The organism is Streptomyces sp. NPDC004667 (assembly GCF_040609475.1).
Classification (GTDB): Bacteria; Actinomycetota; Actinomycetes; order Streptomycetales; family Streptomycetaceae; genus Streptomyces.
Genome location: NZ_JBEXKC010000009.1, coordinates 112,644 through 127,877 on the forward strand (window position 1 = coordinate 112,644; position 15,234 = coordinate 127,877).

At 76.7% G+C, this 15,234-nt stretch carries 8 protein-coding genes; 6 read left to right on the forward strand and 2 right to left on the reverse strand.

The genetic code is table 11. The features are described from left to right. Window position 1 precedes the first annotated feature (1 nt). Both ABZW32_RS07645 and ABZW32_RS07650 read left to right on the forward strand, forming a co-directional pair. On the forward strand, window positions 2-3,538 hold the full coding sequence (locus ABZW32_RS07645) for a WD40 repeat domain-containing protein (RefSeq protein WP_356212598.1): 3,537 nt from the start codon (window positions 2-4) through the stop codon (window positions 3,536-3,538). Window positions 3,539-3,720: 182 nt separating this feature from the next. Further along, complete coding sequence (locus ABZW32_RS07650; RefSeq protein WP_356212601.1) at window positions 3,721-4,305, forward strand: STAS domain-containing protein; 585 nt, start codon at window positions 3,721-3,723, stop codon at window positions 4,303-4,305. 93 nt (window positions 4,306-4,398) lie between these two features. Here ABZW32_RS07650 and ABZW32_RS07655 read toward each other — a convergent pair whose 3' ends face one another. Next, window positions 4,399-5,118, reverse strand: coding sequence for an ABC transporter ATP-binding protein (locus tag ABZW32_RS07655; protein ID WP_356212604.1), 720 nt, complete (start codon window positions 5,116-5,118; stop codon window positions 4,399-4,401). A 189-nt stretch (window positions 5,119-5,307) separates the two neighbouring features. Between ABZW32_RS07655 and ABZW32_RS07660 the strand changes: the two genes are divergently transcribed. From ABZW32_RS07660 to ABZW32_RS07675, 4 genes are all read left to right on the forward strand, one after another. Then, window positions 5,308-8,583 (forward strand): FtsX-like permease family protein, encoded by a 3,276-nt coding sequence (locus ABZW32_RS07660; RefSeq protein WP_356212607.1) that lies wholly within the window; start codon window positions 5,308-5,310, stop codon window positions 8,581-8,583. A gap of 122 nt (window positions 8,584-8,705) precedes the next feature. Next, window positions 8,706-11,384, forward strand: coding sequence for a hypothetical protein (locus ABZW32_RS07665; RefSeq protein ID WP_356212610.1), 2,679 nt, complete (start codon window positions 8,706-8,708; stop codon window positions 11,382-11,384). 41 nt (window positions 11,385-11,425) lie between these two features. Next, window positions 11,426-12,379, forward strand: coding sequence for an ABC transporter ATP-binding protein (locus ABZW32_RS07670; RefSeq protein WP_356212690.1), 954 nt, complete (start codon window positions 11,426-11,428; stop codon window positions 12,377-12,379). A 112-nt stretch (window positions 12,380-12,491) separates the two neighbouring features. After that, entirely contained in the window at window positions 12,492-13,958 is a 1,467-nt protein-coding gene (locus ABZW32_RS07675; protein WP_356212613.1) for a condensation domain-containing protein, read from the forward strand. Here ABZW32_RS07675 and ABZW32_RS07680 read toward each other — a convergent pair. Next, a complete protein-coding gene (locus ABZW32_RS07680) occupies window positions 13,948-15,183 on the reverse strand; it encodes an RNA polymerase sigma factor (protein ID WP_356212693.1) in 1,236 nt (411 codons plus the stop codon). The two genes, ABZW32_RS07675 and ABZW32_RS07680, sit on opposite strands and share 11 nt — an antisense overlap. Between the last annotated feature and the right edge of the window lie 51 nt (window positions 15,184-15,234).

A 15,234-nucleotide genomic window follows, 5' to 3' on the forward strand; every position in this document is an offset into this window, starting at 1 on the left:
CATGCAACGACGACCTCTCGCACTGGTGCTCGACGTGCTGCTGATGCTGGTGGGCGCCCTGCTGGGGATCGCCACCAACTACGCGACCAACGTGGAGGGTGCGGTCCCGCTCCCGCTGCGGCTGCTCCGGCAGTGGTCGATCCCCCTCGTCGGGATCGGCCTGCTGGCCCTGGTCGGCGGGCAGTTGTGGCTGCGCTGGCTGGAGCGCCGGCCGGCCGCACCGGCCGCCCGGTGGACGGCCGGACAGCCCCCGTACCCGGGGCTGGAGGCCTTCGGGGAAGAGGACGCGGCCGTCTTCTTCGGCCGGGAGCGGGAGACCGCCGAGCTGGTGGCCCGGCTGCACCCGGCGGTCCCGGCGCGGGCGCACCGGTGCGTGACGGTGGTCGGGCCCTCGGGCTCGGGCAAGTCCTCGCTGGTCCGGGCCGGGCTGCTGCCCGCGCTGACGGGGCGCCGCGCGCGCTGGACCGCGTACCCGGCCATCACCCCCGCCGCCGATCCGGTCGGCGCGCTGCGCGCGGCCGTGGACGGCGGGCCGCGGGACGGCCGGCCGAGGGTGCTGGTGGTGGACCAACTGGAGGAACTGCTGACGCTGTCGGGCGCCGGGGAACGCACGGCCTTCGCGGAGGCGGTACGGGAGGTCCTGGACCGGGATCCGAGGCTGTGGCTGGTGGGCACGTTGCGCTCGGACTTCCTGACCGGGTTCCTGGAGGGCCCGCTGGCGCCCCTGGTACGGGATCCGGTGGTGATCGGCGCCCTGCCCCGGGAGGCGCTGCACGAGGTGGTGGCCCGTCCCGGGGCCGCCGCCGGGGTGGAGTTCGAGGCGGGGCTGGTCCCCCGGATCGTCGACGACTGCGGGGGCGGCGACGCGCTGCCGCTGCTCGCCTACACCCTCCAGGAGCTGTACCGGCGCGCGGGCGGGCCCGGGTCGGTGATCGGCCACGCCCTGTACCGGGAGGTCGGCGGCGTCGCGGGGGCACTCGTCGGGCAGGCCGACCGGATCCGCGCGGAGCTGCTGGGCCCCGGTGGTCCGCGGGGAGAGGACCCGGTGGTGGGGACCCTGCTGCGGCTGGTCACCGTACGGGGCGGTGAGGCGGTGCGCAGGCGGGTCGCGCGCGCCGAACTGACGCCCGCCGAGCGGGAGATCGCCGACGCCTTCGTCGCGGGCCGGCTGCTGACCTCCGACGCGGGGGTCCTCGACCTGGCCCACGAGGCGCTGCTGCGCCGGTGGCCGCCGCTCCACGCGGCCGTCGAGGCCCACGTCGAGCGGCTGCGGCAGCGGGGCGCGTGGGAACGCTGGGCGCAGGAATGGGAGTTCGCGGGGCGGGGCGAGGCGTTCCTGCTGACCGGGGACCGGCTGGCGGACGCGCGGTCCTGGCTGGCCGGGCAGACCGGCGCCCCGTCCGGGCTGGAGGTGTCGGCGCTCGTCGTGGAGTACGTCGAGCGCAGCGCCCGCGCGGACGGCGCCGCGCGGGCCGGCACCGCGGACGCGGTGGCGGCCCGGGTGCTGGAGAGCCGGGAGCCGGAGACCGCGATCGCGATCGCCCGGGCGGCGGTCACCGAGTGGGCGCCGACCCCGGGCGCCCTCCAGGCGCTGCGGACCGCGCTGGACGGCTCGCTGCTGCGGGCGGTGCGCCGGGACTTCGGGGCGGCGGTGACGGGCGCGGCCTGGTCGCCCGACGGGTCGCGGCTCGCGGCCTGTTCGGGTGACGGACGGCTGCGCGTGTGGGAGGCGGACACCGGGTCGGACACCGGGGCGCGGGCCGGGACGGGGGCCCTGGCCGAGGAGCCTTCGGCGGTGCTCGACGTGCCGGGCCGGTGGCCCCGCGCGGTGGTCTGGTCGCCCGACGGGGCCCTGTTGGTGTGCGCCACCCGCGACGCGCGGCTGACCTCGTGGGAGACGGTGTCCTGGCGCCGGTCGGCGACCGTACGGCACGGGGCGGACGGGGACGGGGACGCCGGCGGGCACGGGGCGCTGGCCTTCTCCCCGGACGGCCGCCGACTGGTGTCGGCGGCCGGTGACGGGGTGCTCCGGCTGTGGGATCCGGCCGAACTGACCCCCGCCGGCACCCTGCGGGCGGCGCCGGGCATGGTGTGGAGCGCGGCCTGGTCCCCCGACGGCAGCCGGCTCGCGGCCGCCGGTGAGGACGGGGTCGTACGGGTGTGGCCGTCGGCGGGGGACGGCGGCCCGGTCCCGGCCGGGCCCGCGCACCGCAACCGGGTCACGGCAGTGTGCTGGTCCCCCGACGGCGCCCTGCTGGCCTCCGGGTCGACGGACCGGACGGTGGTGCTCCGGGACGCGGCGACGGGGGCTGCGGTCCGCACTTTCGAGAGCATGGACGGGATCAACTCCCTGGCCTTCTCCCCCGACGGAACCCGCCTCGCCGCCGGTGACCAGCACCGCAACGTACGCGTCTGGGACCTGCGCCCGGGCGGGGGCCCCGAGGACGCGGCGCTCTGGCTCACCGGGCACCGGGACGCCCTGTACGCGCTCTCCTGGGCCCCGGACGGCCGGCGCCTGGCCACGGCATCGCAGGACCGGACCCTCGCCGTGTGGGACACGGGCGCGCCGCCGTCGGTGCTGCGCGGGCACACCGAGTCGGTGTGGCAGACGGACTGGTCGCCGGACGGCACCCGGCTGGCGAGCGCCTCCGAGGACGGGACCGTACGGGTCTGGCACGCCCCGGAGTTCGGACCGCCCGAGGTGCTGCCCCTCGGGCAGTGCGGGGACCTGGCCTGGTCGCCCGACGGCACCCGGCTCGCGGTGGGCCGCCGGGACGGCACGGCGGCGCTGTGGCCGCGCGACGGGGGCCCGCCGACGGTGGAATTCGACGGTCACGGCGACGAGGTGTCGGCGATCTGCTGGTCCCCCGACGGGACCCGGCTGGCGACGGCCGCGCGCGACGGCCTCGTACGGGTGTGGGACGCGGCGGGCGGCGCCCCGTTGCGTGTGCTGCGCGGACACCGGGACTGGGTCACCGGGGCCGACTGGTCCCCGGACGGGACGCGGCTGGCGACCTGCGGGACGGACCGCAGGGTGATCCTCTGGGACCCGGACACCGGCGAGCGGGTCGGGACGCTGGAGGGCCACGCCGACCAGGTGTGGAAGGTCGCCTGGTCCCCGGACGGACGGCAACTGGCCACCGGCTCCCGGGACCGGACGCTGCGACTCTGGGACCCCTCGGGCGCGGTGGGGCCCGTTGTCCTGACCGGTCACGGCGACCGGGTCCAGAAGATCGCCTGGTCCCCGGACGGGACCCGGTTGGCCTCCGTGTCCCGGGACCGCACGGTCCGGCTGTGGGACCCCGCGTCGGCGGCGGCGCCGGCCGTCGTCGTGGGGCTGCACGCCGACTGGGTCAACGGCCTGTGCTGGTCCCCCGACGGCACCCGCCTCGCGACGACCTCCCGCGACCGGACCGTCCGGCTGTGGACCCCGGCGGACCGGGACCCCGCGCCCCTGCTGCGCCTGTCGGCGTCCCGCGTGCTCCATCCTCCGGCCCCGGAGGAGCGCCGCGCCCACCGGCTCCCGCCCCCGCCCTGACCTGCGGAAGGGGTGCGCGGACCCGGCGGGGGCCGGTGCCGCCGCGGGCGGGACGCGTCCGCGCGCGGCGAGGGCCCGCCCGGGTGACGAAGACCGCCGGAACGGGTCAGCCGGGCGCCCCACGCGGGTGAAGTGGGCCCGGCCGCCGCTTCCCGGCCGGGGCGGAGACCGTTGGGAGGGGCATGAACAGTCCCATAAAGGCGATAAGCGCCCCGATACTGGCCTCGGCCGGCCCCGCCGACGCCCCCGGCATCCCCACCCCGGCCGACCCGGTCACCCCGGTCACCCAGGCAGGCCCGGTCACCCCGGCCGGCTCGGTCACCCAGGCAGGCCCGGTCACCCCACCCTCTTCGTCCGCCCCGGCCGCCTCCGCCGACTCGGCCGCCTCCGCCGACTCGGCCGCCTCCGCCGCCCCAGCCACCCCGGCCGCCTCCGCCGACCCGCCCGACCCGGTGCCCCGCATACGGTCCACGCTCCGCGACGGCGTCCTCGCCGTCAGCCTCGCCGGGGAGTTCGACCTCGTCACCTGCGCCCCCTTGCGCGGCCTCCTCGACCGGGGCGCCGCCGACGGTGCCCGCCGCCTCGTCCTCGACGCCGCCCTCGTCACCTTCTGCGACTCGGCCCTGCTCGACGTACTGGACGGGTGGACCCGCAGCGGACGCTCCTGGGAGAGCGCCGCGAGCTCGCGGCCCCTGCGGCTCCTGCTGGACCTCGACGCCCGCGTGCGCCCCCGCCCCCCGGGCCGGGAGCGGGTGGTGGGCCCGTGACCTCCACGCTCCTCACGCCGGCTGCGCCGCCGTTGGCCGCCCTCCCGGCCCGGCGGCTCCCCCCGCCACCCGGGCCGTACCGCCCGGAGCCCCTCAGCCGGTCGCCTCGACGATCCGGCCGTCGCGCAACTCCACCACCCGGTCGGCGAGTTCCATCAGTTCCGGATCGTGGGTGGCGACCAGGGCGGTGACCCCCTCGCTGCGCACCACCGCGCGCAGCAGCCGCATGATCGAGCGGCCCGTCTCGGAGTCCAGCTGGCCGGTGGGCTCGTCCGCGATGATCAGGGCGGGCTCGTTGGCCAGCGCGCGGGCCACCGCGACGCGTTGCTGCTGACCGCCGGACAGCTCCCCGGGGCGCTGTCCGGCGTGGTCGGCCAGACCGACCAGGGCCAGCAGGGTGCGCACGCGCTCCTCGCGCCGTTTCGCGGGGACCCCTCGCATCCGCATGGGGACGCCGACGTTCTCCGCGGCGGTGAGCACCGGGATCAGGCCGAAGGACTGGAACACGAAACCGATCCGGTCCCTGCGCAGGGCCAGCCGGCCGCTCTCGTCCAGGCCCGTCAGATCGGTGCCGTCGAGTTCCACGGTGCCGCCGGTCGGGGAGTCGAGTCCGCCGACCAGGTTCATGAGGGTGGTCTTGCCGGACCCCGACCGCCCTTTGAGGGCGGTGAGTTCACCCCGCCGCACCTCGAACGAGACGCCGCGCAGGGCGTGTACGGTCCGGGCCCCGCTCCCGAAGCTCCGCCGGAGGTCGCGCACCACCACCATGGGCGCGACGGCGGTGCTGGCGGCGCTGACCTGTTGCTGGGTCATGGTGGGCTCCCCCTCGATTCGGCGGGCGGTGACGCCGCCCCGGAGAGCGCTTCCGACACTCTCCCACCTCACGTCCGAATTTGCTCATCTGTCACATCCCTCACGCAAGTCCCTTCCGATACCTGATCGAATCTGACAGCATCGTCCGCTATCCGGGGCCTGTGGTCCGGACGGGGGAGGAACAGGCACATGCTCGGCTTCGTCATGCGCCGGCTGCGCGGGCGTTGGCCGCTCGCCGCCGCCGTACTGCTCACGGTGCTCATCACCACGACGGCCCTGACCGCCCTGCTGGCGTTCACCCGGAGCGTCGGCGACGCGGGCATGCGCCGGGCCCTGACCGGACCGGAACGGGCGCGCACCGCCGTCGTGCTGACCGGCGACCACGCCCTGCCCCAGCGCCCCGCCGACGACGCGGCCGTACGGGACTTCACCGAACGGGTCTTCGCCTCCGTGCCGACCGGCACCGAGAGCGTGGCGCGCAGCCGCTCGTACGGGCTGCCCGGCGAGCGGGCCCCCGGCAAGGACGCCGACCTCACCGTGCTCGCCGCACTGGCCCGGGACCGCGTACGGCTCCTCGCCGGCAAGTGGCCCGAGGCGGTCGGCCCGAACCCGGGCAGGCTGCCGGTGGCCCTGCCCACGGCGGCCCTGACCCGCCTCGGCCTGGCCCCCGAACGGCTGCCCGCCGAGGTCCGGTTGGAGGACCGCCTCGGCGGCGCCCCGCTGGACGTGCTCGTCACGGGCGTCTACCGGGCCGCCGAACCGGACGCCCCGTACTGGCGGCTCGACCCCCTCGGCGGACGGGAGGTACGGGTCGGCAGCTTCACCACGTACGGGCCGCTCCTCGTCGACGACTCGGCCTTCACCGCGGGTGGCCTGCCGCAGGGCAGCCGCGCCACCCTGCTGACCCCCGACTTCACCGGCACACCCCGCTCCGGGGTCGAGGCCGTGCGCGGCCGGGCCGCCGCGGCCGAGACCACACCCCCCTCGGGGCTGACGGTGAGCGGCGGACTGGCCTCCTTCATCGCCGACGTGCAGTCCGGCCAGCGGGTCGCCCGGTCCACCCTGCTCGTCGGCGCGCTCCAGCTTTCCGTCCTGGCCTCGGCCGCCCTGCTGCTGGTGGCCGGGCTCCTGAGGGAGCGTCAGGAGCCGGAGCGGGTCCTGCTGACCGCGCGCGGCGCCTCCCGCGGTCGGCTCGGCCTGCTGTCCACCGCCGAGTCCCTGCTGCTCGCGGCGCCCGCCGTCGTGCTCGCCCCGCTGCTCGCCCCGCTCCTGCTGCGTTTCACGGGCCGCTACGGGCCGCTGGCCCACGTGCCGTTCGACACCGGCGGTTCCTGGCTGCTGTGGCCGGCCGCGGCGGTCTTCGCCCTGCTGTGCGTACTGCTGACCACGCTGCCCGCCGTCCTGCGCGGCGCCACGGCCACCGCCCTGCGGCGCGGCGGGCGCCGCCGGGCCGTGGTGTCGGGCTTCGCCCGCTCCGGCGCGGACCTGGCGCTGGTCGCCCTCGCGGTCCTCGCCTACCGGCAGCTCTCCCGGTACAGCGGCGGCGAGGGGGACGCCGCCCCGGCCGGCGGCGACGTCCTCGGTGTGGACCCCGTCCTGGTGGCCGCCCCGACCCTGGCCCTGTGCGCGGGCACCCTGCTCGTGCTGCGGCTGCTGCCCTTCGCCGCCCGGCTGGGCGGGCGGGTCGCCGCCCGGGGACGCGGGCTCGGACCGGCGCTGGTCGGCTGGCAGTTGGCCCGCCGGCCGCAGCGGGCCACCGGACCGGTCCTGCTGCTGGTGCTCGCGGTGTCCAGCGGGGTGCTCGCCCTCGGCCAGCACTCGGCCTGGTCCGCCTCCCAGCGCGACCAGGCCGACTTCGCCACCGCCGGCGGACTGCGCGTCACCGGGGGCGACCTCGCCCCGATGGGCCGGGGCGGCCGGTACGCGGCCCTGCCCGGGGGCGACCGCATCATCCCCGTGATCCACACCGAGGTGGCCCTGCCGGACCGGAAGCCCGGACGGCTGCTCGCCCTGGACTCCCGCGCCGCCGGCCGGCTGCCGCTGCGGGCCGACCTGCGTGACGGACGGCCGATGGCCGAACTGTTCGCCCCGCTGGCCGTACCGCCGGCCGCCACCGCCGCCGGACGGGCGCCGGGCGGCGACGGGATCGACCTGCCCGGAACCCCGCGGCGCATCGACCTCGACGTGACCGTGACCGCGCCGACCGCCCCCGCGACGAGCGGCCGGCCGTCCCTCGCACTGCTGCTGCGCGACCGGTTCGGGCTCACGTACCGGACCCCGGTCACCGCCCTCCCGGAGAACGGCGACGGCACCGTCTCCGTGCGGCTCGACCCCCTGACCGGATCCCCGCTGGGGTCCGCCGCCGGGCCGCTGGCCATCGTGGGCGTGGCGATGTCCTACGGGGCCGAGCCGGCCTGGTTCGATTCCAGCACCGTGGCCGATGTCGCCGGGGACCTCGCCGTGCGCCGCGTCTCGCTGAGCGGGACCCCGGACGGACCGGGGGTGCCCGTGGCGGCCACCGCGCCCGACTGGAACCTGCGTACCCCCGAGGTGTCCGAGGGGGTTCCGGCCGCAGCACTGCGGCCCGCCGGGCCGGACCTGCTGCGGCTGCACTACGAGGGCCGCCCCGGGGTCCCCGTGCAGATCTCCCTGAGCCCGGGCGGACCGCCCGCCGAGCTCCGCGGGGTCGCCACCCGCGGGTTCCTCGCCGCCATGGGGGCCTCCGTGGGCGACAACGTCTCCGTCCGACTGGGCGTCACCACCGTGCAGGTCCGGGTCACCGCCGCCGTCGGGTCGCTGCCCGTGGCCGGTGACACCGCCCTGGCCGTCGACCTGAACGCCGCCGCGCGCCGGCTCGCCGCCGCGGACGCGCAGGACCTGCCCATCGCCGACGAATGGTGGCTGCCCGCCGCCTCCCCGGGCGACCCGGAACCGGCACGGGCCGCCGCCGCCCTGCGCGCGGGCGCCGGCTCGCAGAAGGTGGTGCTGCGCGAAGAGGTGGCCGGCGCGCTGCTCCGGGACCCGCTGAGCGCGGGCCCGCAGGCCGCGCTGGCGGCCCTGGCGGTGGCGTGCGCGGTGCTCGCCGCGATCGGCTTCGCCGCCTCGGCGGCGGCCTCGGGGCGGGAACGGGCCCGGGAGCACGCGATCCTCTCGGCCCTCGGCGCCTCGCGGCCCCGGCTCACCGGGACGGCCGCCGCCGAGGCCTGCCTGCTGGTGGGCCTCGGAACGGCCGTCGGCGTGGGCCTGGGCGCGGCGATCGTCCACCTGGTGGTGCCGCTGACGGTCCTGACACCGGCCGCGCGGCGGCCGGTGCCCGGAGTCGTGGTGGACCTGCCGACCACCCAGACGCTGCTGCTGGCCCTCGCGGTCGCGGCGGTGCCCCTGCTGTCGGCGGTGCTCGGCGGCCGGGGCGGGCGGACCAACCGAGGCGCAGCCGCGCGGCTGCGGTACGTGGAGGAGATGTGACCACCCCGCCCCCGGGTCCCGAAGGCACCCCGCCCCCCGACCCGGCCGCTCCACCCACCCCCCGTCACGCCGCGGGCGACACCCCCGCCCGCGCCCCGCGAGGCGGGCGCGGTGCGGCCTGGGTGTACACGCGGCTCCGGGCGATGCCCCTGGCCGCCGGCCTCGCCGCGGCGCTGGCCTTCGTCGCCGTACTGCTGGCGGCCGCCCTGCCCCGGGCCCTGGACCGGGGTGCCGATGACGCGGTGCGCTCGTACCTGGAGCAGCAGGGCCCGGGCCCGACCAGCCTGTACGCCAGTGCCCGTACCCTCCCCGGCCCGCGGACACCGCAGTCGCTGGACTCCGTCCTGGCGGAGCTGCGCGCGCGGACCGGCGGGGGGACCGGCATCGACCTGGCGGCGAGCGGCCCGGTCCACGGCACCGTGACGGTCACCCCGCAGCCCTTGGCCAACACCGAGCTGAAGATGATGCCGGGCGATCCCCCGCCGCCCACCAAACTGAGCCTCCTCCACCTGCCCCGGGTGACCTCCCACGCCCGGATCGTGGAGGGCCGCTGGCCCGGCGGTGCGCCCGCGGGCGCGCCGCTGCCCGTCGCCCTGGCGAAGAGCGCGGCCGAGACGCTGGACGCCCGGATCGGCACGGTCTTCAAAACCCAGTCCGCCGTGGGGACCCCCTTCCTCGCGGAGATCGTGGGGCTCTACGCCGCCGACGATCCCGCGGACGTGTACTGGGACGGCCTGCCCTGCCCCACCGCCGCCTGTCTGACGCCCACCTGGCGGGTCACCGCCCTGGTGGGAGCCGAAGGTGTCGAGCGGATGGGCGAATGGGGCGGCACCGTACGGGACTTCTGGCGGCTCCCCCTGGACACCGGCACGGTCCGCGCCGACCGGCTGCCCGGCACCTCCGCCGCCGTGGCCTCGTACCTGGCCGGGCCCACGGCGGCGGGACTGCGGGAGAGCACCGGTCGCGCGGAGCTGCAGGTCACCTCCGAACTGCCGAGGCTGTTCGCCCAGGCGCGGGCCCGTCAGCAGGCCGCCGCCCCGCTCGCCGCCCTCGGCCCCGCCGGGCTGGCCGGGGAGGCCCTGGTGGTGCTGTGCCTGGCGGCGGGGCTCGGCGCGGACCGCCGTACGGCCGAACTGCTGCTGTTGCGCGCGCGGGGCGCCTCGCGCCGCGGGATCGTCCGCCGGCTCCTCGCGGAGGGCGCGGTCACCGTGCTGCCGGCCGCCGCGCTCGCCACCGCCCTGGCCTTCGTGCTGCTGCCGGTCCCCCGGCCGGGGCCGGCCCTGCTCGCGGCCGGGGCCGTCACCCTGCTCGCGCTGCTGGCCTTCCCCGTACGGGCCTTCGTGCTGCTGTCGGGGCGCGGCGGGCGGGCTCCGCGCCGACGACTGGTGGCCGAGCTGCTCGTGCTCGCCGCCACCGTGGCCGCCGTGGTCGAGGTCAACCGCCGCGGGGTCGCTCCCGCCGGGACGGGCCTGGACCCGCTGCTGGTCGCCGCCCCGCTGCTGCTGGCCCTGTGCGGGGGCCTGCTGCTGGCCCGGCTGCTGCCCGTGCTGGTACGGGTCCTGTCCCACGCGGCGGGACGCGGCCGGGGGCTGATCGGGTTCCTGGGCCTGGCCCGTGCGGCCCGGGGTGGCGGCGGCGGTTCCCGGCCGTCGGTGCTGCCGTTGATCGCGCTGCTGCTGGCCGTGACCACGGGCGGCTTCGGAGCCACCGTCCTGGCCTCCGTGGACACCTCGCGGCACCAGGTGGCGCGGGCCGCGATCGGCGGTGACGCCCAGGTCGCGGCGCCGCCGCTGGGCACGGTCCCGGAGGCGTTCACGAAGGCGGCCTCCGGGCTGCCCGGCGTACGGGCCTCCGTCCCGGCCTGGGTCGACAACTGGGCGTTCCTCCTCGACACCCAGCAGGGCTCCACCCAGGTCACGGTGGTCGTCGCGGACCCGGTCGCGTACGCGCAGCTGTCCCGGGCCGTGGGCCGGGGGCGGTTCGACCCGGGCCTGCTGGCCGGCGGGGGCGGCGCCGACGCCCCGCTGCCCGCGCTGTTCGGCAAGGGCCTGGCCGCGCGGCTCACCGGCGGCGTCGTCCGGGAACTGCGCTTCAGCGATGACAAGACCCTGCCGGTGCGGGGGGCCGGCGTGATCGACGGCACGCCCGCACTGGCCGGCGCCGCCGCGAACGTGGTGGTGCTCCCCTCCGGGCCGACGGCGGCCCGCCTGCCGCGGACCGGGACGGCCACCCACTGGTTCGCCCTCGGCGCGGTCGAGGAGGGCCCGCTGCGCGCACTGCTCGGCTCCACCGTCCCGAAGGGCCAGGCCGACGCGTACATGGTGCGCACCGGCTCCGCCGGGGCCGCCGCCCTCGCCGCCGAACCCCTCCAGGCCTCGGCGACCCGGCTGTTCTGGGGTTCCCTCGGCGGCGTGGCGGCCTTCGCGCTGCTCGCCGTACTCCTGAACCTGCTACGGGCCGCTCCCGAACGGGCCGCCCTCCTGGCCCGGTTGCGGACCATGGGGCTGCGACCCCGGCAGGGCCTGGCGCTGATCCTGGCGGAGTCCCTGCCGCAGGCCCTGGCGGCCGCGCTCGGCGGCGGCCTGGTCGCGGCGGCGGCCGTCGCCCTGCTGGGTCCGTCCGTGGACCTGTCCACGCTGGTCGGCTCGGCCGTGCCCACCGGCGTACGGCTCGGCGTGTGGCCGGTGCTCGCGCAGTCGCTGGGCCTGGCCGCCCTGCTGGTGCTGACCGTGGCCGCCGAGGCGGCGATATCGGGCCGACGCCAGATCACCACCGAGTTGAGAGCGGGAGACCCACGTTGAACAGCGAAGCGCCCACCTACGAGGAACTGCGGAGCGCGGCGCTGGCCGCCGCCGCGCCCCGGACCCGCCCCGAGGGCACCGCCATCGCCTGCGACCGCCTCGTACGGATCTTCACCTCGGCCGGGGTCGAGGTGCAGGCCCTGCAGGGGCTGGAACTGACGGTGGCCCGGGGCGATCTGGTGGCCCTGGTCGGCGCCTCCGGGAGCGGCAAGTCGACCCTGCTGAACATCCTGGCGGGCCTGGACGTGCCCACGGCCGGCACGGCCTCGGTGGGCGGCTACGACCTGCTGGAGATGTCCGCGCGGGACCGGCTGCGCTACCGCCGCGAGACGGTGGGCTTCGTCTGGCAGCAGACGGCGAAGAACCTGATGCCCTTCCTGACGGTCGCTCAGAACATCGCACTGCCCATGCAGTTGAAGGGCGGAGGGCGTGGTGGCGCGGCGGCCCGGCGGGCCGAGCGGGTCGGCGGGCTGCTGGAGGCGCTGGAGATCGGCGCACTCGCGGACCGCCGGCCGGGCGAGCTCTCCGGAGGCCAGCAGCAGCGCGTGGCCATCGCCGTGGGCATGGCCAACGAGCCGGCCGTGCTGCTCGCGGACGAGCCGACGGGCGAACTGGACTCGGAGACCGGCGCCGCCGTCTTCGAGGCCTTCCGCACCGTCAACCGGGAGTTGGGCGCGACGGTGGTCATCGTGACCCACGACCCGATGGTGGCGGGCGAGGTCCGCCGTACGGTGGCCATCCGCGACGGCCGCACCAGCAGTGAGGTGTTGCGCCGGACGGTCACCGACGAGCACGGGACGGAGTCGGTCAGCGAGCGCGAGTACGTGATGCTGGACCGCACCGGCCGGGTACAGCTGCCGCAGAAGTTCCTGGAGGCGCTGGGCATGGAGCACCGGGTCGCGGTCGACCGGGCGTCCGACCACATCGAGGTCCGCCGCGACGACGCGGACGACCCGCACGACCCGCACGACGAGGACGGCGGCGCGGGCGCCTAGGAGTTCCCTTTCCCGCCCGCCCCGGGACCCGTCATCGGGGTGCGGGCGTCACTTCCGTGGTCCGGGTGTCGTTAGGCGCTCGGGGTTGATCCGGGGGCGAAGGGATGACGGAATGCGGCAGTTTCCTCTGGAGTTGCGCCACGTGGCGCCGGGACGCGTGGTCGAGTGGCGGTTGCGGTCGACGGCCGGGCCGGCCGGCGCGGACGGGGGTGACCCTGCGGGCAGAAGGGCCTCGTTCAACCAGGACAAGCACTTCACCGTCGCCGAGGAGAGCCGCGGCGCCGACGACCCCGTGGCGTCGTGGCTGGCCATCACCTTCGAGGTCGAGGGCGCGCTCGACGAAGCGGCCCTCGCCCAGGCGCTGCTGGGTTTCGTCCGGCGGCACGAGGTGCTGCGCTGCGCGTTCCGGCGGCTGGCCGGTGAGCTGGCGTGCGAGCCCCTGGCGCCCGGGGAACTGGCCCTGGAGGCCGAGCACGTGGCCTCGTTCGACTCGGCGGAGCGGCTGCGCGCCTTCCTGGTGGAGCGTTTCAAGCGCAGCATCGACACCCTGTCGTGGCCGCTGTTCACCATGGGCGCGGTGCTGCGCCCGGACTCCGCCACCGTGTACCTCGCCTTCGACCACATCGTCTGCGACGGCATGTCGATGCCGATCGTGGTCCGTGAGGTGATGACGGCGTACGAGGCGCTGCGGCGCGGCGAGGAGGGGGACCTGCCGGCGGTACCCAGCTACCTCGACTTCGCCGAGGAGCAGCGCCGCCGCTACCTCTCCATCGGCGCCGACGACGAGCGCCTGGGCTACTGGAAGTCGTTCATCGCCCGCAACGGGGAGTTCTTCCCCCGCTTCCCCCTGGACCTGGGCGTGGAGCCGGACCGGATGTACCCGATCGTCAACGAGGCCTCGTCGCTGCTGGATCCGGCCGAGGCCGAGGTGTTCGAGAAGACCTGTCTGCAGGTGGGCGCGAAGCCGTTCATGGGGCTGCTCGGTTCGGTGGCCGTCTGTCTGCGGGACGCCGGCGGTCCCGGCGTCTACCGGGGGTTCATGCCGGTGAGCGAGCGCGGGCGCGGTTCCTGGAACGATGCGGTGGGCTGGTTCGTCAACACCATGCCGATCGAGTTCGACGCCTCCCCCGGGCGGGACTTCGCGCAGGTGATGGCGGCGGTCCGGGCGGGCTTCGGCGAGATGATCGCCCACATCGACGTGCCGTTCGTGCGGGCCTGGGAGCTGCTGGCGCCCGAGGAGTTCGCGGCCCGTTCCTGGCCGTACCCGGTGAACTTCTTCTCGTACATCGACATGCGCAAGTGCCGGGGAGCGGAGCGCCACCACGAGTGGCGGCCCGCCACGCACGTGTGGTCGGCGCGCGCCAACGGGGCCTGCTCGTGGTTCCAGCGGGACGCGGACGGACTGCACATGAACTCCCTCTACGTGGACACGGTCCCCGCCCGCCGCACGATGGGCGACTTCCAGGACGCGCTGCGCGAGACCGTGCGCAGCGTCGCCCGTACGGGCGGTTTCCGACGGCCGGGCCGGCTCGCCGGTCCGCGGCGGTCCGTGGAGCAGGCGGCCCCGCTCAGGGCCTGACCCGCGGGAGGGCCGCGGCGCGGGCGAGCAGCAGGTCCCGTTCGCGGACGTTGCGGGTGAGGGAGGCCGCCCTCTCGAACTCGGCGCGGGCCTCCGGCCCGCGTCCGAGCCGTTCCAGCAGGTCCCCCCGTACGCTCGGCAGCAGGTGGTAGGAGCGCAGGGCGGGCTCGTCGGCGAGGGCGTCGACCAGCGGCAGCGCCGCTCCGGGACCTTCGGCCATGGAGACGGCGACGGCCCGGTTCAGTTCGACGACCGGTGAGGGCACCAGGTGGACGAGCCGTCCGTAGAGGGCGGCGATGGTGGCCCAGTCGGTGTCCTCGTAGCGGACGGCCGCCGCGTGGCATCCGGCGATGGCGGCCTGGAGGGAGTACGGGCCGGTGCCCGCGCGGTGCAGGGCGTCGACGCCGCGCCGGATCAGGAGACGGTTCCAGCGGGCCCGGTTCTGGTCGGCGAGCAGCACCGGCTCCCCGTCGGGGCCGGTGCGGGTGGCGGTCCTGGAGGCCTGGAACTCCAGCAGCGCGCCGAGTCCGTGGACCTCGGGCTCCTTCGGCATGAGGGCGGCCAGCACCCGTGCCAGGCGCAGGGCGTCCTCGCAGAGGGCGGGCCGCACGAGGTCGTCGCCGGCGGTGGCCGAGTAGCCCTCGTTGAAGATCAGGTAGATGACTTCGAGGACGGAGGCGAGCCGCTGTTCGCGGTCGGCGCCGTACGGGACCTCGAAGGGCACCCCGGCCTTGGCCAGGGCCCGCTTGGCCCGGACGATGCGCTGGGCGACGGTGGGTTCGGAGGCCAGGAAGGCGCGGGCGATCTCCTGGGTGGTGAGGCCGCCCACCAGGCGCAGGGTGAGCGCGATCCGGGCCTCGGTGGCCAGGACCGGATGGCAGGCGGTGAAGACGAGGCGGAGCAGGTCGTCGTCGATGTCGTCCGGGGCCGCGGGCTCGGCGGGCGGGGGTACGTCCTCCAGGGTGCGGCCGACCTCGGCGAGCTTGCGCGCGTAGGTCTCCCTGCGGCGGACGAGGTCGACCGCCCGGTGCTTGGCGGTGGCCATCAGCCAGGCACCGGGCCGGTCGGGGACTCCGGAGAGCGGCCACTGTTCGAGGGCGGCGACCAGGGCGTCCTGGGCGAGTTCCTCGGCGATGCCGACGTCCCGCACGATGCGGGTGACGCCGGCGATGATCCGCGCGGACTCGATCCTGAACACCGCTTCGACCGCCTGGGCCGTACTCACTGCCGTCACGGCCACCCATCAGAGCAGCCGTGACGGACCGGGGCAAACGCG